This is a genomic window from Fusibacter fontis (genome assembly GCF_055378735.1).
Genome location: NZ_AP042445.1, coordinates 2,981,179 through 3,001,637 on the forward strand (window position 1 = coordinate 2,981,179; position 20,459 = coordinate 3,001,637).

General features: G+C 35.3%; 28 protein-coding genes and 1 pseudogene. 25 read left to right on the forward strand and 4 right to left on the reverse strand.

Annotated features, from left to right (window positions below):
• The first annotated feature begins 124 nt into the window (after window positions 1-124).
• From ACZ41W_RS13390 to ACZ41W_RS13400, 3 genes are all read left to right on the forward strand, one after another.
• Complete coding sequence (locus ACZ41W_RS13390) at window positions 125-514, forward strand: hypothetical protein (RefSeq protein ID WP_464312488.1); 390 nt, start codon at window positions 125-127, stop codon at window positions 512-514.
• An 8-nt stretch (window positions 515-522) separates the two neighbouring features.
• Entirely contained in the window at window positions 523-678 is a 156-nt protein-coding gene (locus tag ACZ41W_RS13395) for a hypothetical protein (protein WP_464312489.1), read from the forward strand.
• A gap of 120 nt (window positions 679-798) precedes the next feature.
• Window positions 799-1,428 carry a DUF5710 domain-containing protein gene (locus tag ACZ41W_RS13400; protein ID WP_464312490.1) on the forward strand — a complete coding sequence of 210 codons (630 nt, stop codon included), beginning with the start codon at window positions 799-801 and terminating at the stop codon, window positions 1,426-1,428.
• 36 nt (window positions 1,429-1,464) lie between these two features.
• Here the strand turns inward: ACZ41W_RS13400 and ACZ41W_RS13405 are convergent.
• Window positions 1,465-1,704 (reverse strand): annotated as a pseudogene (locus ACZ41W_RS13405) (integrase core domain-containing protein); the annotation flags it as partial.
• 174 nt (window positions 1,705-1,878) lie between these two features.
• On the opposite strand from ACZ41W_RS13405, the gene ACZ41W_RS13410 reads away from it, so the two are divergent.
• The 10 genes from ACZ41W_RS13410 (at window position 1,879) to ACZ41W_RS13455 (ending at window position 10,356) form a co-directional block, all read left to right on the forward strand.
• Window positions 1,879-2,760 carry a hypothetical protein gene (locus ACZ41W_RS13410; RefSeq protein ID WP_464312491.1) on the forward strand — a complete coding sequence of 294 codons (882 nt, stop codon included), beginning with the start codon at window positions 1,879-1,881 and terminating at the stop codon, window positions 2,758-2,760.
• A gap of 137 nt (window positions 2,761-2,897) precedes the next feature.
• Window positions 2,898-3,899 carry an LCP family protein gene (locus tag ACZ41W_RS13415; RefSeq protein WP_464312492.1) on the forward strand — a complete coding sequence of 334 codons (1,002 nt, stop codon included), beginning with the start codon at window positions 2,898-2,900 and terminating at the stop codon, window positions 3,897-3,899.
• 33 nt (window positions 3,900-3,932) lie between these two features.
• Complete coding sequence (locus ACZ41W_RS13420; RefSeq protein WP_464312493.1) at window positions 3,933-4,496, forward strand: YdcF family protein; 564 nt, start codon at window positions 3,933-3,935, stop codon at window positions 4,494-4,496.
• Window positions 4,497-4,598: 102 nt separating this feature from the next.
• Window positions 4,599-5,195, forward strand: coding sequence for a YdcF family protein (locus tag ACZ41W_RS13425; protein ID WP_464312494.1), 597 nt, complete (start codon window positions 4,599-4,601; stop codon window positions 5,193-5,195).
• A 56-nt stretch (window positions 5,196-5,251) separates the two neighbouring features.
• Window positions 5,252-5,521, forward strand: a complete 270-nt coding sequence (locus ACZ41W_RS13430) for a hypothetical protein (protein ID WP_464312495.1) — start codon at window positions 5,252-5,254, stop codon at window positions 5,519-5,521.
• A 229-nt stretch (window positions 5,522-5,750) separates the two neighbouring features.
• Window positions 5,751-6,842: a hypothetical protein gene (locus ACZ41W_RS13435; protein ID WP_464312496.1), complete on the forward strand. Its 1,092-nt coding sequence runs from the start codon at window positions 5,751-5,753 to the stop codon at window positions 6,840-6,842.
• A 64-nt stretch (window positions 6,843-6,906) separates the two neighbouring features.
• Entirely contained in the window at window positions 6,907-8,322 is a 1,416-nt protein-coding gene (locus ACZ41W_RS13440; RefSeq protein WP_464312497.1) for a DUF6055 domain-containing protein, read from the forward strand.
• A 55-nt stretch (window positions 8,323-8,377) separates the two neighbouring features.
• Complete coding sequence (locus ACZ41W_RS13445; RefSeq protein WP_464312498.1) at window positions 8,378-8,845, forward strand: VOC family protein; 468 nt, start codon at window positions 8,378-8,380, stop codon at window positions 8,843-8,845.
• Window positions 8,846-8,925: 80 nt separating this feature from the next.
• Window positions 8,926-9,624 carry a hypothetical protein gene (locus ACZ41W_RS13450; RefSeq protein ID WP_464312499.1) on the forward strand — a complete coding sequence of 233 codons (699 nt, stop codon included), beginning with the start codon at window positions 8,926-8,928 and terminating at the stop codon, window positions 9,622-9,624.
• A 168-nt stretch (window positions 9,625-9,792) separates the two neighbouring features.
• On the forward strand, window positions 9,793-10,356 hold the full coding sequence (locus ACZ41W_RS13455; RefSeq protein ID WP_464312500.1) for a nuclear transport factor 2 family protein: 564 nt from the start codon (window positions 9,793-9,795) through the stop codon (window positions 10,354-10,356).
• Window positions 10,357-10,483: 127 nt separating this feature from the next.
• Here ACZ41W_RS13455 and ACZ41W_RS13460 read toward each other — a convergent pair whose 3' ends face one another.
• Window positions 10,484-10,774, reverse strand: a complete 291-nt coding sequence (locus ACZ41W_RS13460; RefSeq protein WP_464312501.1) for a helix-turn-helix domain-containing protein — start codon at window positions 10,772-10,774, stop codon at window positions 10,484-10,486.
• A 352-nt stretch (window positions 10,775-11,126) separates the two neighbouring features.
• Here ACZ41W_RS13460 and ACZ41W_RS13465 point away from each other — a divergent pair, with 352 nt between their 5' ends.
• Window positions 11,127-11,663, forward strand: coding sequence for a dihydrofolate reductase family protein (locus ACZ41W_RS13465; RefSeq protein ID WP_464312502.1), 537 nt, complete (start codon window positions 11,127-11,129; stop codon window positions 11,661-11,663).
• Window positions 11,664-11,823: 160 nt separating this feature from the next.
• Here ACZ41W_RS13465 and ACZ41W_RS13470 read toward each other — a convergent pair whose 3' ends face one another.
• The gene (locus ACZ41W_RS13470; protein WP_464312503.1) at window positions 11,824-12,573 is read right to left on the reverse strand and encodes an acyl-CoA dehydratase activase; all 750 of its coding nucleotides are present in this window, start codon (window positions 12,571-12,573) and stop codon (window positions 11,824-11,826) included.
• Window positions 12,573-13,727 carry a double-cubane-cluster-containing anaerobic reductase gene (locus ACZ41W_RS13475; protein WP_464312504.1) on the reverse strand — a complete coding sequence of 385 codons (1,155 nt, stop codon included), beginning with the start codon at window positions 13,725-13,727 and terminating at the stop codon, window positions 12,573-12,575. Before ACZ41W_RS13475 ends, ACZ41W_RS13470 begins: the two co-directional genes overlap by 1 nt.
• Window positions 13,728-13,922: 195 nt before the next feature.
• On the opposite strand from ACZ41W_RS13475, the gene ACZ41W_RS13480 reads away from it, so the two are divergent.
• The 11 genes from ACZ41W_RS13480 (at window position 13,923) to ACZ41W_RS13530 (ending at window position 20,445) form a co-directional block, all read left to right on the forward strand.
• Window positions 13,923-14,459 (forward strand): GNAT family N-acetyltransferase, encoded by a 537-nt coding sequence (locus ACZ41W_RS13480; protein WP_464312505.1) that lies wholly within the window; start codon window positions 13,923-13,925, stop codon window positions 14,457-14,459.
• Between the two features lie 36 nt (window positions 14,460-14,495).
• The gene (locus ACZ41W_RS13485) at window positions 14,496-15,161 is read left to right on the forward strand and encodes an acyltransferase (protein WP_464312506.1); all 666 of its coding nucleotides are present in this window, start codon (window positions 14,496-14,498) and stop codon (window positions 15,159-15,161) included.
• A 78-nt stretch (window positions 15,162-15,239) separates the two neighbouring features.
• Entirely contained in the window at window positions 15,240-16,316 is a 1,077-nt protein-coding gene (locus ACZ41W_RS13490) for a Fic family protein (protein ID WP_464312507.1), read from the forward strand.
• Between the two features lie 37 nt (window positions 16,317-16,353).
• Window positions 16,354-16,848 (forward strand): hypothetical protein, encoded by a 495-nt coding sequence (locus tag ACZ41W_RS13495; protein WP_464312508.1) that lies wholly within the window; start codon window positions 16,354-16,356, stop codon window positions 16,846-16,848.
• Entirely contained in the window at window positions 16,829-17,338 is a 510-nt protein-coding gene (locus ACZ41W_RS13500) for a GNAT family N-acetyltransferase (protein ID WP_464312509.1), read from the forward strand. The genes ACZ41W_RS13495 and ACZ41W_RS13500 overlap by 20 nt, the downstream gene beginning before the upstream one ends.
• Window positions 17,339-17,367: 29 nt before the next feature.
• Window positions 17,368-17,967 carry a methyltransferase domain-containing protein gene (locus ACZ41W_RS13505; RefSeq protein WP_464312510.1) on the forward strand — a complete coding sequence of 200 codons (600 nt, stop codon included), beginning with the start codon at window positions 17,368-17,370 and terminating at the stop codon, window positions 17,965-17,967.
• A 21-nt stretch (window positions 17,968-17,988) separates the two neighbouring features.
• The gene (locus ACZ41W_RS13510) at window positions 17,989-18,459 is read left to right on the forward strand and encodes a GNAT family N-acetyltransferase (RefSeq protein WP_464312511.1); all 471 of its coding nucleotides are present in this window, start codon (window positions 17,989-17,991) and stop codon (window positions 18,457-18,459) included.
• 31 nt (window positions 18,460-18,490) lie between these two features.
• Window positions 18,491-18,859 carry a YybH family protein gene (locus ACZ41W_RS13515; protein ID WP_464312512.1) on the forward strand — a complete coding sequence of 123 codons (369 nt, stop codon included), beginning with the start codon at window positions 18,491-18,493 and terminating at the stop codon, window positions 18,857-18,859.
• A 48-nt stretch (window positions 18,860-18,907) separates the two neighbouring features.
• Window positions 18,908-19,405, forward strand: a complete 498-nt coding sequence (locus ACZ41W_RS13520; RefSeq protein ID WP_464312513.1) for a hypothetical protein — start codon at window positions 18,908-18,910, stop codon at window positions 19,403-19,405.
• Between the two features lie 18 nt (window positions 19,406-19,423).
• Window positions 19,424-19,888 carry a hypothetical protein gene (locus tag ACZ41W_RS13525; RefSeq protein WP_464312514.1) on the forward strand — a complete coding sequence of 155 codons (465 nt, stop codon included), beginning with the start codon at window positions 19,424-19,426 and terminating at the stop codon, window positions 19,886-19,888.
• 89 nt (window positions 19,889-19,977) lie between these two features.
• Entirely contained in the window at window positions 19,978-20,445 is a 468-nt protein-coding gene (locus tag ACZ41W_RS13530; RefSeq protein WP_464312515.1) for a GNAT family N-acetyltransferase, read from the forward strand.
• Window positions 20,446-20,459 lie beyond the last annotated feature (14 nt).

Sequence of the window (20,459 nt, forward strand, 5' to 3'; positions counted from 1 at the left end):
CGCCATCGCCCTGGTTGTCATGTCTTTTGCGGGGGAGCTTGCAAAAGTCGCGCCAATCGGCCTGTGGGCCGAGGGTCGATGTTGTGAGTTCGCCTCTCGTTATGTGAAATACTAGGAGATAATTATGAAACATGTAGCGAAACTAAAACTTGAAAGAGAAGTAAAGACATTCTGGGATTTAAATCATGCTTCATTTGTAATGCTTGATTTAGCCAAAACTGTTAAAGAAGGAAGTTATTATTCGCTTATGGCAAGTATTCTTTTTTCTGCATTTACTTTTGAAGCATATTTGAATCATTTAGGTTCTATCAAGATAAAGCATTGGGATGAAATAGAAAGAATAAGTGTTTTAAGTAAGTATTCAGTTTTATGTAAAGAGTTTGATATTCAAGTTAATAAGGGAGGCAGACCTTTTCAAACTATAAAAAAATTATTTGAGTTCCGAAATTCAATTGCTCATGGAAAATCTGAAATTCTGAAGTTAGAAAAAGAAGTGCCAATTGATACTGCATAAGAGACGAAGTGCTAGTTACAAAATGGGAAGAGTTTTGTACGTTAGAGAATGCAGAAAGATGCTATGCTGATATTATGGAGGCAATAGAAGAATTAAACAAAGTAAGTGGCGAAGGTAATTATCCATTTATTAGCGGTATGACAAAAGGCTCAATGAGTTATTAAAGTGAAATTAGGTACTTCATACAACACACAGCCAACGCAGCTAAGGCTGCTAGAATTCTAAACACATTGGCAGACAGTTTTCATACAGGGTGACGGTGTTCATCAGAAGGAGTTAAACAAATGCTAAAACTAAACGTACCATTTTCAGAAAAGGATGAAGCAAAAAGAGCAGGAGCTTTATGGGAACCGAGTTCAAAAAAATGGTATATTCCACGAAATAAGTACTCAAACATAAAAGATTTTAATAAATGGATATCACTCGAAATCACTGAATTGACTCAGGTTTTATATGCGCCTATATTTTTAGTGCAAACTACCAAGAAATGTTGGAAATGTGGTAAAGATACTGAGATTTATGCCATAGCAAATAAAGCAAATGATAGTGTATTTTCAGTGTTGGATTGTGAATTGGATGAAGGTATAAAATATCTTACCAAAGATGACTATTATTATAAAAAATTTGGTTTTCAAGTTAGGTTTTTATCATATGTTAAAGAAATTGGTCAAGATGATTTGATAACCATAAAGAAAGTCGCGAGTAACTATCAAAGAAAATATAGCCAAACAGTGAAACACGCATACTATGGCAATGTGTGCAAACATTGCAACATGTTACAAGGTGATTTTAACTTGTATCAAGAGCCTGACGAAGGATTTATTATAATATATGAAGAAAAACATGTTAACATAAGTATCATTGATGAAAAATATGACCTTTTATTTACAGGAGAGACTGTAGCATGGCAATAAAGAAATGTGTGCTTGTACTTTTGACCTGCCCCCAGACTATGTGCCAACTGCAAAGTTAGTTTCTTGCAAAGTTTGAGCATATTCTGACGGTGTTAAATTATTTAAAGAACTATGTGGTCTGATAAAATTATATTTATCTTTCCACTTAGATATAATTTCACGAGCCTCTATGACGTTGCGAAATAAGTGCTGATTTAGACATTAATCTCGTAATTTGCCATTTAAACTTTTTATAAAACTATTTTGTGAAGGACAGCCTGGATCAATAAATACATGCTGAACATTCTTATCATAATGCTAAATATCGCATTACTCCGAATGTACGACATTGCCCATTGTCATGTTTTATGAGCATGCAAAAGCCCCACCAACTTAACGCTAAGGTGCTAAAAATGAGAACTACAGAAATTGCGGTAACGTTAGAAAAATAAATTATTAAAGGAGTAGTCATTGAAAAAAAGAATATTTATTAGTTCGTTGTTAGCAACGACATTAGTATATTTAGCAAGCGTAAAGTTAACTAACAAATTTTCAGCAATAATTATATGTTTAAGCTTTGTATTAAGTGCTTATTATTCTAAGTACTTTGATTATATAAGTTTCAAAAATAGCAATTATGAAGTGATGATTACATGCGGAAAATTTGGAATTCCAAGACTAAAATTTCAGAAGGTTCAGGTTCTTAGAAAGATTGCAGATTCTTATATATGGGCATCAAAGGTTTCTGCATTAGCATTCTCAATGGCAATTGGAAGTATTGGAAATATAGTGCTAAAAACTCAAAATGAAAGAATTTGGGTATATTCTATAATAGGAGCATTCTTAGGTTGTTTATTCCATACTAATGATATAAAGAAAATGTTCAAAATTTGGTTTGGTAAACGTGATTCGTTTTATGTTCAATTTTTAGATAAAGATGTTGAACTTATCAAAACTGAAGGTGTCATGTATTTGCACCGAGAGGTTTATTTTTATGAAGAAGCATTTAAAAATTATAGTAAAGATGACTTGAAACGTGAGCTAATTTTAGTAGAACAAAACATTCACAATATGAATCAAAGTAGATTCTGGGATAAATATTTACTTCCAATTATATTTATTTTTATTACTACTGTTTATGGTGTAATCAACTCGATGTTTATTTTTGACATCTCTTCATTAAATGTTAATGTTTCGCATTTGCTGAAACAATATTTAATTTCTCTTGCAATTATTGCGCTTATCATATTACCAATTTTTATAGTAAAACATTTTATGCTTACTCCTCCAAAATCTAATATGATAGTTAAGAAAATGATACTAGAGGATTTGCTGAAAAATCAAATGTCGTAGCATTATTACCATTTTCTTTAAATTTGATAATGATTTGTATAATTGAATATTTTCAGATTAAAAAAGAAATGATAGTCGACGTCACCTAACACGCTTTTGTGAAGCCTCATGCCTATATTCACTAGAAAGGATAAACAATGAAAATTTATATTAAAGTATTTCTCATTTCATTTGTGGGCTTTCTCGCATTGTTCGCAGGCATTTTGTTTGCGATGGATGCGATTCTATCGAATGATGATAGTTCTGAAATTTCAGCGGAAGAAACGACTAAAACGGCTAAATCGAATGAAACTACCGAAGGTGGTGGTATTGACAATGAAAGCGAAGTCGTGGGCGATGACAGCCGAACGGAACTTCAAAAAATTGCGGATGCATCATCAAGAATCAATATAATCGCGTTTGGTCTCAATGATCAATTAGCGGATACGATGATGCTTTTTAGTTATGATCCCGAACTCAATATAATTGATATTTTGTCGATTCCTAGAGATACATATAATCATATAGACGGTTTTGACGACCGTGCGCAAAAAAAGATGAATGCTATCTATGGTTTTCCAGAAGTGGGTGGCGCTGGTGGTATGAAAAGAGAGTTGTCTAAGTTTCTCGGCATCCCAATTCATTATTATTTGAAAGTAGAATTTAAAGCGGTTGAAGCCGTAGTAGATACTTTAAATGGCTATGAAGTCACCGTTCCATTTGATATGGACTACGATGATTATTATGATACACCACCACTCAATATTCATTTTATAAAAGGTTATCAAGTATTAAATGGCAAAGATACGGTCAAATACTTAAGATTTAGAAAAAACAATTCCGGTACGATCAAAGAAAGTGATGTTCAGCGTATCCCTAGACAACAGCATTTTGTTAATACCATGATGACTAAGGCCCTTAGCAGTAAATTACCTGCGGTTATCAACACTGTGATTGGTGGAGAGTATGTCACGACTGACATGACACTTGAAAAAGCACTGGATTTTGCGATTAAAGGGGCTTCAATGAAACCCGATGCGATTCATTTTTACACACTTGAAGGCGAAGCGCGTATGATAAGTGGTTCCTCATATTGGATTCATGATCCAGCAGCGCTTGAGAAAATGCTTTACAGCTTTTATGGATTTACACAGCATTAAGTCAAATCAGGAGACGAAATAGGAGACGAACTAATGAAAAAATACATCAAATGGATCGTTGCAATTTTGGGACTTTGGTTTATCATACATACTACTTTTATTTTAATAGATGGATTTAATGATGAACTAAATGTAGTCGATGTGGCAGTTGTGATGGGCAATAAAATTGAGACGGATGGAATTCCTTCTTTAAGGTTAAAAAGTAGATTGGATAAAACCATTGAGCTGTATAAAGAAGGTTATTTTGAATATGTTATTACAACGGGTGGAATTGGGGCTGAAGGATTTGATGAAGCTGCCGTCATGAAGGATTATTTAGTGACTTCTGGAATTCCTGAGGATAAAATTATTGTCGATAGCGAAGGCTACAATACTTACTTAACGGCTAAGAATGTTAAGAAAATTATGAGCGATAAAAGATTTGATTCAGTAATGATTATCTCTCAATATCACCACATTTCCCGCTCAAAGCTCATTTTTGATAAAGTGAATATTAGCAATGTGTATTCAGCACATTCTAATTTTTTTGAGTTAAGAGATATATATTCAATAGTGAGGGATTTTTTTGCATATTATAAATACGTGTTAATGTACTGAGGATGACCATTATTAATCTTACAATCCCTCGATATTAGTTTTATGAGGACTGCAAGACCGTTAGACAACATATTAAGAGAAGCAAGGCATTCTGGAGGAGACATGAAATTGTGTAAGAAAACTCAAAAAATCCTCATACTAGTAATTGGTTTATTAATGAGTTATATCCTATATACATCAGTTTCAATTTACATGTACGGAAATATTGACGAAATGACAAAAGCGGATGCTGTTATTGTTTTGGGTGCTGGTACGTGGGGAAATGAGCCTTCTCCAGTATTTAAAGAAAGAATTAATCATGGAATTTGGTTATATAAAAATGGATATGTGAATAAATTGATATTTACTGGAGGAAAGGTAGAAAATCAAGAATTTTCTGATGCATTCATTGCTAAAGAATATGCGCTAAAACAATCTATTCCGAATGAGGATATTTTTATTGAAGAAAAATCAACAATAACACAAGAAAATATATCGAACTCAGTTCAGATTCTTAAAGACAATAATTTATCAACGGTAATTATTGTAAGTGATCCACTACATATGAAAAGAGCAATGTTGATGGCTAAGGACCATCATTTGACTGCCTATTCATCACCAACCCCCACAACCAAATATGTTTCAACAAAAAGCAAGGTAGCTTTTTTGGCGAGAGAAGTATTCTTTTATATAGGATATAGATTTTATAGATTTTTTTGAGACTTTGAAAGGATTGTAGTCCATATAGATGAAGGAAAATTCAAGAGGTTGATTTTATGAGAGTTATAATAAATGTTTCGATAGTAATATCATTTCTTATACTGGTACAATATGAAATAATACCAGGTAGTATTATTATGTTACCAGTTTGCGTAGTACCAATTATTTATAGTTTGGTGGCAATTATTATGAGAATTCCACACCCTAAAGTTAAACCCGAAATTTTAAGCGAAAGAAAATTTTGCATCCAAGATGCTATTGTTCATGTATTCACCTTGATAATGGGTATTGCAATGATGTCTACATGGGTGAAAGTATTTTGTTAATAGATTAAATAGCCAAATAGCCAAATAGAAATAACTAAGTATAGGCGACTGATATTCTAAACACAGAAACATAGTTTTTGATCTTGCGCTCCTTTCAACGAGAGCTGCAATAACTGCAAAACGTTATACAACATCAATGATCTCAAGACAGTTACACAACATAAGCAATTTCGGTCCTTTTAAGATCATGAAGGAATATCAAAATTAAAAGATAGAAGGATAACACTATATGAAAAAGATATGCGCAATATTTATTGTAGTAATCGCACTAATTTTAGTTCCAACTATTACAGCAAAGATTTATATGGGTACCAATCGAGCAGAAGCAACAAAAATGAAACAACTAAGTGATGATCAATTAACGAAGACCATGATTTCTCCGCATATGGAACAACAGATTCAAGAGAATGCGAACATCGTGTACTGTTCTACATTTCAACTTTGTTGGAATGAAATGAAGGTGTTCATGAATGGAGATATTGAATTATCCGATGATTTGGAAACCGTAACAGCTCTTAATAAAAGTTTGTCAACGAAAGACGACATTTCGGAGAACTCGTACGTGGCAGTAGCTGGGTTAATAAAGGATCATATTGAAGATACCATCAATAATCAATTGGAAGCTAAATTTGCTCATCCGGAACTAGTTGATTTTCAAGGTTGCGATGATGAGGATATTATTGCATATTCTTACTTATATAAAAATCTAAAATTTGATGAAGAGTTTGAATCGCTGGACGATCCTATTCAGTTCAATGAAGGTGATGCGTATGTGAAAGTAAATGCATTTGGCATCAAGGATTATTCGGACAAAAATAGCGAGATGGGAAAACAGGTGGACTTAATTGATTATAATAATGAGGATGACTTTATAATAAGATTAAAGACAAAAGTGGCAAATGATGAAATCATACTTGCCAAAGTTCAACCAGGAAGTACATTGCTTGAAACCATAGAAAGTGTAGACAAGCGCATTTTAAATGGTTCGAAAGAAGCACTCGTAGAGAATGATGCGTTAATGATACCTAAATTTTCATTTAAACTAGCACATAGTTATTCAGAGTTAACAGATCAAACCATTATGAACCAAGCTTTTTCGGACTATAGAATCGTAAAAGCATTGCAAGATATCACGTTTGTTTTGGATGAAAGAGGGGCCGTGTTAGAGTCAAGAGCTATTATGGTTACTTCAAAAAGTGTTGAAGAGTCAAGACATCTCGTATTTGATCAGCCATTTCTCCTATATATGAAGGAAGCAGGGGCAAAATATCCCTATTTTGCGATTTGGGTGGATAATACCGAATTGATGGATCAGAATTAAAAGAGCTGTAAAAATAGCAACGTATAATGAACCGTTAGAATATAAAAACAGTAGGATGTAGCATATGAAAATGAGATTAAGGCTATTTTTGGTCATTATACTAACATGCCTTGTATTTGCAGGGTGTGAAAAAAATATATCACAAGAAGATCGAGCGTCTTTCTATAAACCAATCGAACAAGAAGCCATTGATTATGATAATCCAGAATCGAAATGGTCGTTCTCAAAATCAGTAGAAAGTGAGCATTTCTATGTGTTTTGGGAAAACAAGTTTGGTGATAACCCCAATAGTGACCAGTTACCAGAGAATATGCGGGTAGATATTGATGATTTAGTTGTTAAATTGGAAAAGTTTTATGATACCAATACAGAGATGTTGGGTTTTTTAGATGGTGGATTGCCATATGGATATAAAATGCAAGTTTACCTGCTGTTTGACGAGGATTGGGTTGCAACAGGAGCTGGTTATGACAATAAAGTGGGTGCTTTATGGGTATCGCCTATGACCTGCCAACCAGTAGGGTCTGTCATTGCTCATGAGGTGGGGCATTGTTTTCAATATCTCATATACTGTAATCAAATTGCCGGAACTCAAAAAGATGATTCGTCTACAGGTTTCAGATACGGATATGACGGCAGCAATGGAGGAAATACTTTTTGGGAGCTCTGTGCACAGTGGCAGTCTTGGCAAGATTATCCTGCGGAGATGTTTACAGATTATGAGATGGATACCTGGTTTTCAAATTATTTCAGGGCTTTTGAAAACGAGTGGACGAGATATCAAAATTACTGGTTCATTTACTATATGACAGAAAAGCAAGGGATAGAATGCGTAAGTAGAATCTGGAAAGAAAGCTATGCAAAAGAGGATGCATTATCCTGCTATATGCGGCTATATTTGGAGAATAATGTAAATAGATTATATGAAGCGTTATATGAGTATGCAACAAAAGCAGTAACTTTTGATTTTGAAGCTGCTAGAGCGTATTCTGTCGATTGGCAAGGAAGGTACCAAACGAAGCTTTACGAGACTGAAGATGGATTCTTACAGGTTGCGTATGAAAACTGCCCTGAAGCAAATGGATTTAATGCGATTCCCATAGACCTTAAAGAGGGACAATCAACCGTAAAGGTGGAATTTGAGGGATTGCAGCCCGGGAGCACTTTGGCCACAGGAGATGTTGGAAGGTATTATATTGGAGAAGGGGTCTTAGCAGAGGAGCCTGTAAGTACATATAATTCGTACGATGGTACTGCTGGGTGGCGATATGGTTTTGTGGCGCTTTCTGAGGATGGAACTCGCACTTATGGTCCGATGTATTTTGATGATAAAAGAGTCATATCTTTTACATATCCAGAGAATACGAGTTATCTTTACTTTGTAGTTCTTGGAGCACCGGAATCATATGTCTGTCATCCTTGGGATGATCAGGAGAGAAATGATGTTCAGATGCCATATAGGATTAGAATTGATAGCTAAAAAGTGATCAACCAAAAGGGATTAAACAGACTCTATTCTAAAGGAGGAAATGTAAATGAAATATATATGCCCATTAATAGTTGTGAGTGATATCAAACGCTCACGAGATTTTTATGAAAATGTCTTGATGCAGACTGTCAAAGTGGATTTTGGTGAGAATGTTACATTTGTAGGCGATTTTGCAATTCATCAAAAAAAACATTTTGAAGCATTGATAAATCATGCAGAAATAAGAGAAAAATCGAATCATTTTGAACTCTATTTTGAACATGATGATTTAGAGCTCATTGTAAGAAAAATAAAAGAAATCGGTTTAGAGTTTGTTCATGAAATAGTGGAACAACCATGGAAGCAACAAGTCGTAAGGTTTTATGATTATGATAAAAACATGATAGAAATCGGTGAAAGAATGGAGCATGTTGCTTATAGATTGTCAAAGCAACATTATTCAACAGAAGAAATCTGTCAAATCACTTACTTGAATGAAGAAGCCGTTGAAAATGCTATTAAAGAATATTCATAGGTGGCAAAATTAAAGCCTTAGCAGTGAAAATGCGGTTGAACTTAGATTTTGATTGAAAAAAACCAAAGAAGGTGCATAAATTGCGATATACCATTGAACATCTATTACTCAATTCAAAATTGCCGGGTCCTAGATCTAATTTAGAACTGCTTTATGAGTTCATTCAACATGCGAATAGAGATGAAGTTTTGAAGTGTTTAAATATCAATTACGTCACGACGAATTCGCCAGAGGAATTCGTTCTATCTTGTGGGGTTGGAGCAAGTATTTATTTGGATACTGCTGACCATGTTGAGATTGGAATGGATTTAAAATATTATGCAAATCACGAAAGTTGGCGGGTAAGAGAAGCCGTATGCATTGGATTTCAAAAATCAAAGGAACACCTAAAACCTGATGAAATGCTCGCATACTTAGCACCATTGAAAGCCGGAACTGAGCTAGAAATCAGAACTTATATCGCAACACTTGGCGAACCCATTTTACTTAAGAATTATATAGATCCAAATGGATTACTTCAGTTTCTTTATGATACGACCATCACATATTTTGATCATCAGAATAAACTAAATGAATCGCAAAAAGTTCTAAAAAAGGCACTCGGCTATTGTTGGAGTGTCGTATTGTGTGGAGAGAATGCGGATAGATCGATATTTGAAAAACTTATAGCGTATAAGGATAATAAACATATTAAGTGGATCATCGTTGAAAATTTGAAAAAAAATCGCTTAGAAAAATTAGATTCAGACTGGGTGAAAACTTTCCGTTTGAATTCGTGAAAAATGACAGAGTAACGATGTCGAGTGAAATTCTTAAGGCAGAAGGGGTTCCGATAAAAGAAGGACTTTAGGAAGTGCTTGAACACTTAACCAGACATCCAACTGCCGAGTCAAGAAATAGAACCATTATAGCAATGTCAGATACCACAATTTAAAATAGGAGTTCATATGAAAAATATAAAAACAGATCAAGTACTCGAGACCATATCAAAATTTCAAAAGGGTTATCATGAAAGAAATCTTCAAAATGTCGATGCCTTTGCAGATGACCTGTTTATTGATCATGAAGACACCGTAATCATTGGTACTGGAAATGGCGAAAGATGTACGGGTCTTGAGGAGATTAAAGAGCTTTTAAGAATCGATTGGGAATACTGGGGAAATTTTGAGTTGAATATTGAAGAGGCAATTATTACGTCACATGGAGAAGTCGCGTGGATCGTTAGTGATGGCATGTTAAGTAAAAAAATAGATAGTGAAAAAGTACAGAATAATTGTATAAACAAAGTCAATAATATTATGATATCATCGGATACACCAGAAGAAAAACTACTGAAATCGTTAAAATCAATAGCATACAGTCTTCATGAAACTAACATCGGAGATGAAATATGCAGACCTGTACGCTTTACTGCGATTTTGAAAGAGGAAGGAGATGTGTGGAAATTTAGTCATATACATTTCTCATATCCTGTGGAACCGCCAACAGAGATAAAGATTATTAGGAAATAATGAAGGATATTGCCTAACAAGCAGCTTTGACAGCTAAAAATAATAGGATTTAGATATTTTGATATTCAGATAACGTTAGTACAGTCCCCTCAACTGCACAGAGAGGACTGCAAAACGATATCTAATCTTAAGTGATTTTATTGGCAATTTTTTCAAGGGATATAGCAATTCTATTGAAAACTTTCAATATTTCTAATTGATAGGTCTCTGAATCAATAGAATTGTATAAAAAATCCAAATTCAATTCTAAAAGCGAATCTAGTGTTTTTAATGATTTTACTGGAATTGGGGTGTCACCATTTTCATATTTTGAATAAGCAGGTTGTGAAATGCCAAGAATTTTGGCAACATCTAATTGAGAGTAATCTTTTAATTTCCTTTTCTCCATAATAAGTCTTTTAATTTCATTAAGTTCCATAAATAATCTCCTTTCGAATAATCAAATAGGTATGTTAACGGCATTCAATTTACAAGAATAGTAAAAAAAGCAATTTTGCATAACCGAATATAACTTATTATAACTACGGGGTTATAAAATGTCAATACCAATAAATGAGATAGTTGGTATTTCAGTTTGGGAAGTAAGATATTTTCGAAGAGAAGAGCTTGTAAGGAAATAGAAAGTAATGAATGATAGATATGGAGAAGATTCGGGTGACTCATACTCGTATTGTGGTATGAATTGCTCTAAATGTCCAGTTTATATAGTACTGTCAATTTTCGATTCGCGAAATTTTGATAGATTGTATTCATTAACATGGAGGCTTAAGATGTCCAATAAAAGAAATTTAGTTTTATTCATCGCAGCAAGTTTAGATGGCTATATTGCAACAGAAGATGATTCGTTAGATTGGTTGTTCAAAATAGACGGCGAAGGAGACAATGGCTATTCTGAATTTTACGATACGATAGACACGATTCTAATGGGTAAAAGAACGTATGACTGGATTGTCGAAAAAGTAGAGGGTGACTTTCCGTATAAGAATAAGCAGTGTTATGTATTTTCAACATCAGAAAGCGGCAAAAATGAGAATGTAGAATTTGTAAATCAAGATATACTGGAATTTACAAATGCAATAAAAAATCTCGATGGAGGGAATATTTGGCTTGTTGGTGGAGGCAATTTAATACACTCTTTTGTTAAAGCGAGGGTCATTGACGAAATGATCATTACGATAGCACCAACGCTACTCGGTCGTGGAATTCCCCTGTTCAAGAGAAATGATTTTGAAATGGAACTGACGTTAAAGAGTATGAGGAGATTCAATCAATTTGTTGAACTTCGTTACGAAGTAAAGAAGCAATAGTGGCTGTAGGTAATATTGGAAATTCAAGGAAGAACCATTCGGGTGTATAGAATAACTCCCGTTTGATTCTTCCTTTTTTATGAGGCTTTTACTTAGCAAGTTTTTATGATAATGAATATGCGACTCACATGTCGTTAGCGCATGACTTTAGCGCTTGATTTTAGCACTTGACTTTGGCGCTTAGCGCTGCGCCGATGGCACCGGCAAATTGAGCTTTTTCGTGTGTAACCACACGGCAGCCCAAGTGCTTTTCGAGAGTTACCCGCATGACTTCACTTTGTGAAAGTCCGCCGCTGAAGAAGACGGTATCGCCTAATGAGATGCGTTTTGCAAAGATAGCCGTGCGTTTGCAGATGGAATCCACCACGCCCATAGCAATGGCATTTGGCGATGTACCAAGTGACAATAAACTGATGATTTCACTCTCTGCAAAGACCGCGCACATGCTGTTGATGGTAGCGGGTTCGTGTCCTTTTATAAATAAGTCGAGGTCTGCCAAATCTTGGTGTAGTATGCGCATCATCACTTCCATAAAACGACCTGTACCTGCAGCGCATTTATCGTTCATGAGAAAATCATTGACGATATGTTGCGTATCAATTGCGATTGCTTTGCTGTCTTGACCACCGATATCCACCACTGCTTTTGCTTCTGGACAAAGGTAGCCGGCCCCTTTTGCGTGACATGTAATCTCTGTAACAGAGTGATCGGCACCATCGAGGAGTTGTCGTCCATAGCCAGTTGTTACTGTATAGATGTCACGATCTCGCGTTAGACGCTTGTGTACATCACAAATGGTCTGCTTCGGGTTAAAGCCTGTGGGTACGAGAAGCCATTCTTCGACTTGATTGCCATTCATCACGATGCCTTTGGTTGTGGTCGAGCCTGAATCGATTCCGATGACTAACATTAGAGCATCTCAACAAATGCGGCCATACGCGTTTGAAGTTGACCAACATCAGAGGTAGAATAATCTGTTTCAACACTTGTATATGGAATGGATTTTTCGCCGTTGACGAAACGTTTAATAGACAATGTTTCGATGGCATAAGTGTGACAAGCCTGTAAAACCACATCTACCACGCCATCTACTTGATATTCGTCAATCGCACGGTTGAGTAGCGTGATGCGATTAGGGTTTGGCGTCATACAAGAACATCCAATTGAAAGATATTTTTGAGCAAGTGCCTCATAGACGTCTTCGTTGGACTCGTCCACTAGATCTTCAATTGCTTTTGCACCCATGCAGTTTTCAAAGAAAACGACATTTGCGCCAGCGTCTTCAATCGCTTTAACTACTTTTTCAGTGACGCCGCCAATTGGACAGCCTGTGATGAGCACTCTAGGTTTTGATTCAAGTGTTTTTCCCGCTGCATATTCTTCGAGGATACGGTCTGTCAATGCTTCTACTTCGCTGATATTCGCTTCGCGATCAAATTTAAACGTTGAGCCATAAAGGACTTTTAAAATATCGAGTCCGCTGATAGCTGGTGGGTCAAGCTTTCCAAGTGCATAAAAGCGCTTAAGTGCTTTTCTTTCATTATTTTTAAGTACGATGGCCTTCTTAATGGCTTCGTCTGTGATTTCGACATCGAATTGTGTCTCTAATACGCCCTTTAAACGAATGATCTCATTTTTCCAAAGATTAAAACTGTCTTCGGACTGTTGAGTGTTTGGAAGTTGCATAACGTGCATTGGCTTGTATTCTGCCAAATACTCGTACATCTTTTTCTTTCCATCACAAGTGGTCTCGCCCACGACGATATCTGAAAAGTAAAAGTAAGGGCATTTGTCTGTCTTGCCAAATCCATAGCTTGATTTGATTAATGGACAGAGGTTTCTTGGAAGATCTTCTTCTGCAGCACCGATGGTTTCATCAGACGTTGCACATAGGGATACGACTGCAGCACCCATTGCCAGCGGTAATTCTTGAGGCATGTACGTACAGAACGTACCGACCATAGGGATATTTTTTTCTTTCAGTTGTTTTGCTGCGATAAAACCGTTTTTTCTCGCTTCGGCAAATTGTTCGAAGATTTCAGGTAATTCTTTTCTTAGATGCATCTTGGCCTCCTGGTGTATCAACGTGTACTAGATTGATCTTTGATAGATCGTCAGTTGATAAATGCGTAACAATACGTAGTTATATTGTAACACTAATTAGTTAAGAAGTATGCTAAACTATAAAAAATGAGTAAAAACATAAAAATGGCTGTTGGATAAATATCTAAAAATAGAAACATGATTTGGAGGGAATCCGTGATTATACTAAAAGAATTGGCTGAACGTGATTATGAAAGTGCAATGGCATTGCGAATCCATTGTTGGACAGAAGAACTGAATGGAAAAGGTGAGAATCGACTCGAGTTAGAAAAAGAAGTAGAAGATTTGCGGGAATGGTTATCAGAAGCAGACGTTAACAGTGACCATAGACTGATGGTTGGCGCATTTGAAGATGATACTTTTCTTGGTTTTGCAGCTGCAAGTTTTGCCGAGACATTTGACGTAGAAAAAAATGGTTTTGAATTGAATTATTTATTTGTGCACGAAGAGTACAGAGGGCGATATATCTCTCTTAAATTGTTAGATTACCTAGTGGATGTATTTAGTCAAAAGGGGTGCACGGATCTGGTTGTATACAACCATCATTTTGCGCCTTCTAATGAATATTATTCCAAACTTGGTGCATCCGTGATTAGACAAGAAGTGCAAGGTCGCGATCAGCTGCTCATTGATGTGTTTAAATTAGATGTAGGAAGTTTAAAAATAAAATTAAAGAATAGACTTTCAAAATAAACATAGAAAATAAACTGCAAATGACAAAAGGAGCGCATGATGATTTCTGTTACGAATCTACTAAATTTAAACGAACTTGATGCAAAAGCAATATTTGAAGCAGTGATTCATCCGTGGGAAGTGCTGCCGAAAATAGAGGCTTTTATTTTAGATTATGCTCAAACATTGCCAGATGATTATGAAGAAATTGAGGAAAATGTATGGGTTGGCAAGGGCACATTCATTGAGAAAAGTGCATTGATAAAAGGTCCGGCAATAATTGGTTATAATTGCGAAATTAGACATTCGGCTTACATAAGGGGCAATGTCATCATCGGAAACAATGTCATTGTTGGAAATTCATCCGAAGTGAAAAATGCCATTCTATTTAACAATGTCCAAGTGCCGCATTTTAATTATGTCAGTGATTCCGTGTTAGGTTTTAAAGCGCATTTTGGAGCGGGCGTGATCACATCAAACTTAAAATCAGACGGATCCCTTGTAAAGGTCAAATTTGAATCGAATATCATTGAAACCGGATTAAGAAAATTTGGCGCCATTGTAGGTGATTATGCGGAAGTTGGATGCAATACCGTATTAAACCCAGGAACAATTTTAGGGAAAAATAGCATGGTATATCCATTGTGTTCAGTAAGAGGCGTGATCCCCGACAATAACATATTGAAAAATTCAGGTGAAATGGTCATGCGAACAGTCGTTTAACATTGACATGGGTAATTTTTACGCATATATTGAACATATAGGTAAAAAAACGACAATTTTACTCAAAAGGAGTCGCGTATGAGTCAACTGCTATCCTATTTGCCACCACAATTCCAAGGAAAATTGATAGACCTTGAAACGAAAGAAGTTATGCGTGAGGCTGCAAAAGCAAATCGTAAGTTAGCTGAGCTGAAAGGATATTCCGAAGTTGTTCCGAATAAAAATATTCTCATCAATGCAATTACATTGAATGAAGCTAAAGAAAGTTCTGAAATTGAGAATATCATAACAACTCATGATGAATTGTTTGCGGCATTATCAACGTCAGAACGTTTGCATGGTGCAGCGAAGGAAGTTATAAACTACAAAGAGGCGTTGTGGAAAGGAATTGAATTAATTAAAGAGAATGGGTTTTTATCAACGAATATGTTTGTAGAAATTCAAGCGATTATTGAGGGCAATAGAGCTGGAATTCGCTCGCAAGGTGGAACGAAATTAATCAATGATACAACGGGTGAAATTGTATATACACCACCATCAACAGAAACTGAGATCAGAAACCTATTGGGGAATCTTGAACAATTTATCAATCATAGTGATGATTTGGATCCATTAATAAAGCTAGCAGTGATTCATTATCAGTTTGAGAGCATACATCCATTCTACGATGGAAATGGAAGAACAGGAAGAATCATAAATGAACTTTATTTAGTAATGAAAGGCTTGCTTGATTCTCCAATTCTATATCTTAGTAAATACATTCTTTCGACAAAAGAAGCATATTACCGGCTTCTGAATTATATTCAAAATGAAGGGAAATGGGATGATTGGATCATCTATATATTAAAAGGCATTCAGTTCACTTCAGAAGAATCATTAAAAATTCTAAAAGAGATGAATGTTTTGATTGAAGAGACGAGTCTTGAAATAAAAACGAAGCATCCTAAGATGTATTCAAAAGAGTTAGTAGAAATTCTATTTTCTGAATTTTATACGAGAATAGGCAACGTAGAACAAGGTCTTAACGTCACTCGGAAAACAGCATCAAATTATTTAAATGAACTAACGGATTCAGGCATATTAACGGTTAAAATAAAAGGCAAAGACAAATTATTTGTCAATCAAAGATTAGTACAATTAATGAAAGCATTATAATTACAAGTTTTGTTTTAAATTCTAAAGAGGTGACATAATGGACATTTACTTTGAAGAGTTTTATAGATGTGTTGATGAGGCTGAACTTGAGCTATTTTCAGAAATTGCCGCTTATGTTAGCAGTTTAGGTTATAAAGCTAAGAGGGCGAAAACAAAAGATGTTAACTATGTGTTCACGAATAGTAAGACTAAAAAGCACTTATTGAAATTTTCAATTGAAAAAGGGAAACCCGTTTTGAAAATGAAGTTTTATGCCTCAACAGAGTATTCAACCCGTTTTCAAGAGGCTATACGGATGACGATTGAAGAATATGATTATCGCTATACGGGGTGTTATCATTGCGGAAAGTGCAAAGGAAATCCAGAAGGTTATATTTATCAATACGAGGACGGGAGACGTTTTTTTCGCTGTGGGGGTGAATTGATTTCAATACCACAATTTGAAAAGAAAGATTTACCTGAGATCATCAAACTATTAGAAATCCAGCATAGACACCTTTTAGGAGGCTTAAATGAATCTAAAAAATATTGATACAGAGCGGTTAACTCTAATTCCAGTAACGCTTGATATTACCCGTTCTTTGCTTGATGGAAGGATGGATGAGATCGAGAAACTCGGCGTTTTACCTGATCCGATGTGGTCAACAAGCGATACGAAAGATATTTTACCAATTATAAATAGAGCATTAGAACGTGATTTAGAGCCATCTGGATTTGAATTCTGGATGATTGTAAAAAAGGATGAAAAAGTCATCATCGGCGATATCGGATTTCATGGGAAGCCTGATTTAGAAGGTGAAGTCGAGATTGGATTTGGTTTCGTAGAAACCGAAAGAGGCAAAGGCTTTGGTTATGAAGCTTTAAACGGGATGATGCGCTGGCTGGAAGATCAAGAATGCGTAAAAGTCGTGAAGGCAGACTGTCTAATTGAGAATCACCCGTCGAAACGCATTTTGGAGAAGGTTGGAATGAAAGAAGTTTATAGAAACGATGAGTACATATTTTGGAAGTACATTAAATAAATCAATAAAATTATAGTCGAGGTCATTCAATGCAAGATAATAAGGATAAAGAATTTCACAAAATCACTGCTAACGAGCCCCCAAGAGATTTAGCGCGGTTATTAAATCGATTTATTGCCCCTAAATCAACGGTTATCGACCTTGGCTGTGGCGCAGGAATTGATAGTCTATTTTTCATTGAAAATGGACATTCTGTCATAGCAATTGATAGAGAAGTATCGGTAATTGAAGAGAAAAAGAACGCACTAGAAAAAGAAGCATACGATAGATTGAGTATTGTAAAGGCTGATTTCAATGAAATGATTTACCCACAAGCAGATGCAATCTATGCAAGTTACAGCTTGCCATTTTGTGGGACTTCAAGATTGACAGAGACATGGAAAGATCAATTTGAGACTTTAAAACCCAAAACTGTGATCGGAATTGTCCTTTTTGGTCAAAAAGATGCATGGTATGGTCATAACGACTATTTGGCCTTTCATAGTGATGAAGAAGTTAAACGACTATTGGAGTCATTTGAAATCAAACATTATGAAAATGTAGAGTATGAAGGAAAGTGCATGAGTTTTGATGGTTCAACAATGGATAAGCACTGGAATGTGATTAACATCATCGCCTTTAAAAAGTAGTAACCATCATCTGGAGGAAGTATGAAGATAAGAAAAGCAATGAATAAAGATATTGATTCAATGGTTGGAATCATTGATGATTCTGATTTGGGATCGATTTATTTCAAGCATGATAAAGAGAAAATCGAGCGAATGGTTCGGAGTGAACTTGGTCAAGATAATATTGTGATTGGCGAAGATCAAAACCATAAATGTGTGGCGGTTCTCATTTATAAAGAAGAAGGTGCTTTTGGGATTCATCCGTATATACACATTATTGCTGTGGATTCTGCCAGTAGGGGAAAAGGGTATGGAAAACAGTTATTGAGTTATCTTGAAGAAGTCATTGTCCCAAATTATAGGAAAATTCTATTGTTAGTGGGGAAATGGAATTCAAGGGCTGAGAAATTGTATGAGCAAATTGGATTTGTGAAGTTATGTGAACTGGACGGATTTTATTCGGAAAATATCACAGAGATACTGATGGTAAAAGAAAGAAAAATTGAAGCGTAAAATGTAAAACAAATAAAGCGAGGGAATCAAAATGAATTTTAAAGACACACTAAAATTGCACTTAGACGCTATGAAAACTAAAAATTTCGACCAGTTTATGTCAACCGTTAAAGTGGATGATGTGACTTTGATTATGCCGAACGGAACGCTTATCACGGAGAAAGAAGAATTCGTCGAATTACATAAAGATTGGTTTGAAGATCAAGATTGGGCTATAGAGTATGAATTGCTGAGTACGGAAGAGAGTGTTGACATAGCCTACGCACTCCTAAATATCAACTATAAAGATTGTGACGCAGACGGCAATAAGATTGAGATGAACTACTATTTAAATTTAATTTTTCGTAAACAAAATGAAAAATGGCTTTTAATCCATGATCAGAATACGGTATATAAATAATTTGCGTACGTAGAATAAATATTTATTTATTGCCAAATCGAGGGGACAGTGGAACATACTATGATACTTACAAGGGTAGATGCTTGGTTATTATTATCGATAATGTATTCTAAGAAAGAAAATGGAACTTTTGAATTGAAGCAAGTCATTAAAATTGGGGAGATTATTGAGCATGCCATATTTGAATATGAGGAAATAAACATAGGAATCAATAGGCTTGTTTCAACTGATTATCTTTCAGAGCGTGAGGGGACACTCTTTGTTACGATGAAGGCACTAACTACGTTAAAAACGCTTGAAGAGAGAGAAGGCATAGCATCGCCCATGATAAGATTTCAGCAGCTAAGGAAGGAAATGGGTATTGTTCAATCCAATCAAATTGAATCTGAAGCTCACTACAAAGAGTGTTCAATGAATTCAAAGGAGTATTTTTCGCAACAAGACTATCAAAAGGCGGTCAGAGGCGAAGAAAAGTTGACTAATTTTCTGATGAAGATACTAGAAATTCTAACAGTGCTTAAACGGAATAAAAATGGTAAAATCTAATCTATTTGGAGATAAATGATGATCTATCAAGTGAATGTAGAGAAATTAATATTATGCGGGTGTTATCATGAAGGGTTTCTAATAATTAATCTTCATCAAAATCACTTAATGGTGTATTATCAAACACCTGATGATTGGATTTTAGATTATCTAACGTCAAACGGAACGATTATTCATCACAATACCATTTTAGAATACACAGTCAGCACTGAGATAAAGGTTGATCTACGTGTCATATACGGAGATTGCATTGTAATTAATGAGCGTAAGAAAAGTTTTCCTATTAGTACAAAAACGACTAGTGGTGATTTTTATGGAGAAGTTATTGCTATTCTTTCCGATGGTAGTGTTCTTGTTGACTGTGGTTTGGTACTTGAAATTGAAAACAAATCAAAATCTGACCTAATTAAAGTGGGTGATTTTATAACAACGAGTGGTTCATATCAAGTGTTTTTTCCGGATACTGATTATTCATTTGAATAGAAAAATTTTATTTATCTAGATTCAGAAGGTATCAAAACTCAAAGAAATGATGGTTAATAATACGCATAACCAATGAAAGGAACTTAAACATGACAGACCTAAAAGGTGAAAGTCCGCAAAAAAACGACTTCAAATTAACGATAGAAGTTACTCAAAATGAAGAGGATGCAAACTTTATTGAGAATGCGCTAAGGCAACAAAACAGACTTGAAGCGCCAAGTACGCAGTCTAAAGAACCTGTGAAATTCAACCTCGTCATGAAGGACAGTAATGGAGAAGTGGTTGGTGGCGTGATTACGACGATTTATCGCTATTCTATGTATGTCGAAACGCTATGGATTGACGAAAAATATCGTAAAAGTGGCTATGGTACTCTGCTCATGCAACAAGCTGAAGAAACAGCTAGAGCGCACGAATGTACCATGATGCAGCTTGATACATTTAATTATCAGGCACCTGAATTTTACAAGAAACTTGGATTTGTGCAATATGGAGAACTCAAGTATCAAGAAGGATTTGTTCGGCATTATTTTACAAAGTCCTTGAAGTCTGAATAACGACTGACATAATA

Coding starts and splice junctions, on each gene's coding strand:
- ACZ41W_RS13460 (WP_464312501.1), bottom strand. CDS start 10,774: ATGGAACTTAATGAAATTAAAAGACTTATTATGGAGAAAAGGAAATTA.
- ACZ41W_RS13425 (WP_464312494.1), top strand. CDS start 4,599: ATGAAATTGTGTAAGAAAACTCAAAAAATCCTCATACTAGTAATTGGT.
- ACZ41W_RS13475 (WP_464312504.1), bottom strand. CDS start 13,727: ATGCATCTAAGAAAAGAATTACCTGAAATCTTCGAACAATTTGCCGAA.
- ACZ41W_RS13490 (WP_464312507.1), top strand. CDS start 15,240: ATGAGTCAACTGCTATCCTATTTGCCACCACAATTCCAAGGAAAATTG.
- ACZ41W_RS13440 (WP_464312497.1), top strand. CDS start 6,907: ATGAAAATGAGATTAAGGCTATTTTTGGTCATTATACTAACATGCCTT.
- ACZ41W_RS13430 (WP_464312495.1), top strand. CDS start 5,252: ATGAGAGTTATAATAAATGTTTCGATAGTAATATCATTTCTTATACTG.
- ACZ41W_RS13515 (WP_464312512.1), top strand. CDS start 18,491: ATGAATTTTAAAGACACACTAAAATTGCACTTAGACGCTATGAAAACT.
- ACZ41W_RS13505 (WP_464312510.1), top strand. CDS start 17,368: ATGCAAGATAATAAGGATAAAGAATTTCACAAAATCACTGCTAACGAG.
- ACZ41W_RS13500 (WP_464312509.1), top strand. CDS start 16,829: ATGAATCTAAAAAATATTGATACAGAGCGGTTAACTCTAATTCCAGTA.
- ACZ41W_RS13530 (WP_464312515.1), top strand. CDS start 19,978: ATGACAGACCTAAAAGGTGAAAGTCCGCAAAAAAACGACTTCAAATTA.
- ACZ41W_RS13415 (WP_464312492.1), top strand. CDS start 2,898: ATGAAAATTTATATTAAAGTATTTCTCATTTCATTTGTGGGCTTTCTC.
- ACZ41W_RS13495 (WP_464312508.1), top strand. CDS start 16,354: ATGGACATTTACTTTGAAGAGTTTTATAGATGTGTTGATGAGGCTGAA.
- ACZ41W_RS13485 (WP_464312506.1), top strand. CDS start 14,496: ATGATGATTTCTGTTACGAATCTACTAAATTTAAACGAACTTGATGCA.
- ACZ41W_RS13435 (WP_464312496.1), top strand. CDS start 5,751: ATGAAAAAGATATGCGCAATATTTATTGTAGTAATCGCACTAATTTTA.
- ACZ41W_RS13465 (WP_464312502.1), top strand. CDS start 11,127: ATGTCCAATAAAAGAAATTTAGTTTTATTCATCGCAGCAAGTTTAGAT.
- ACZ41W_RS13525 (WP_464312514.1), top strand. CDS start 19,424: ATGATCTATCAAGTGAATGTAGAGAAATTAATATTATGCGGGTGTTAT.
- ACZ41W_RS13400 (WP_464312490.1), top strand. CDS start 799: ATGCTAAAACTAAACGTACCATTTTCAGAAAAGGATGAAGCAAAAAGA.
- ACZ41W_RS13420 (WP_464312493.1), top strand. CDS start 3,933: ATGAAAAAATACATCAAATGGATCGTTGCAATTTTGGGACTTTGGTTT.
- ACZ41W_RS13455 (WP_464312500.1), top strand. CDS start 9,793: ATGAAAAATATAAAAACAGATCAAGTACTCGAGACCATATCAAAATTT.
- ACZ41W_RS13445 (WP_464312498.1), top strand. CDS start 8,378: ATGAAATATATATGCCCATTAATAGTTGTGAGTGATATCAAACGCTCA.
- ACZ41W_RS13510 (WP_464312511.1), top strand. CDS start 17,989: ATGAAGATAAGAAAAGCAATGAATAAAGATATTGATTCAATGGTTGGA.
- ACZ41W_RS13390 (WP_464312488.1), top strand. CDS start 125: ATGAAACATGTAGCGAAACTAAAACTTGAAAGAGAAGTAAAGACATTC.
- ACZ41W_RS13470 (WP_464312503.1), bottom strand. CDS start 12,573: ATGTTAGTCATCGGAATCGATTCAGGCTCGACCACAACCAAAGGCATC.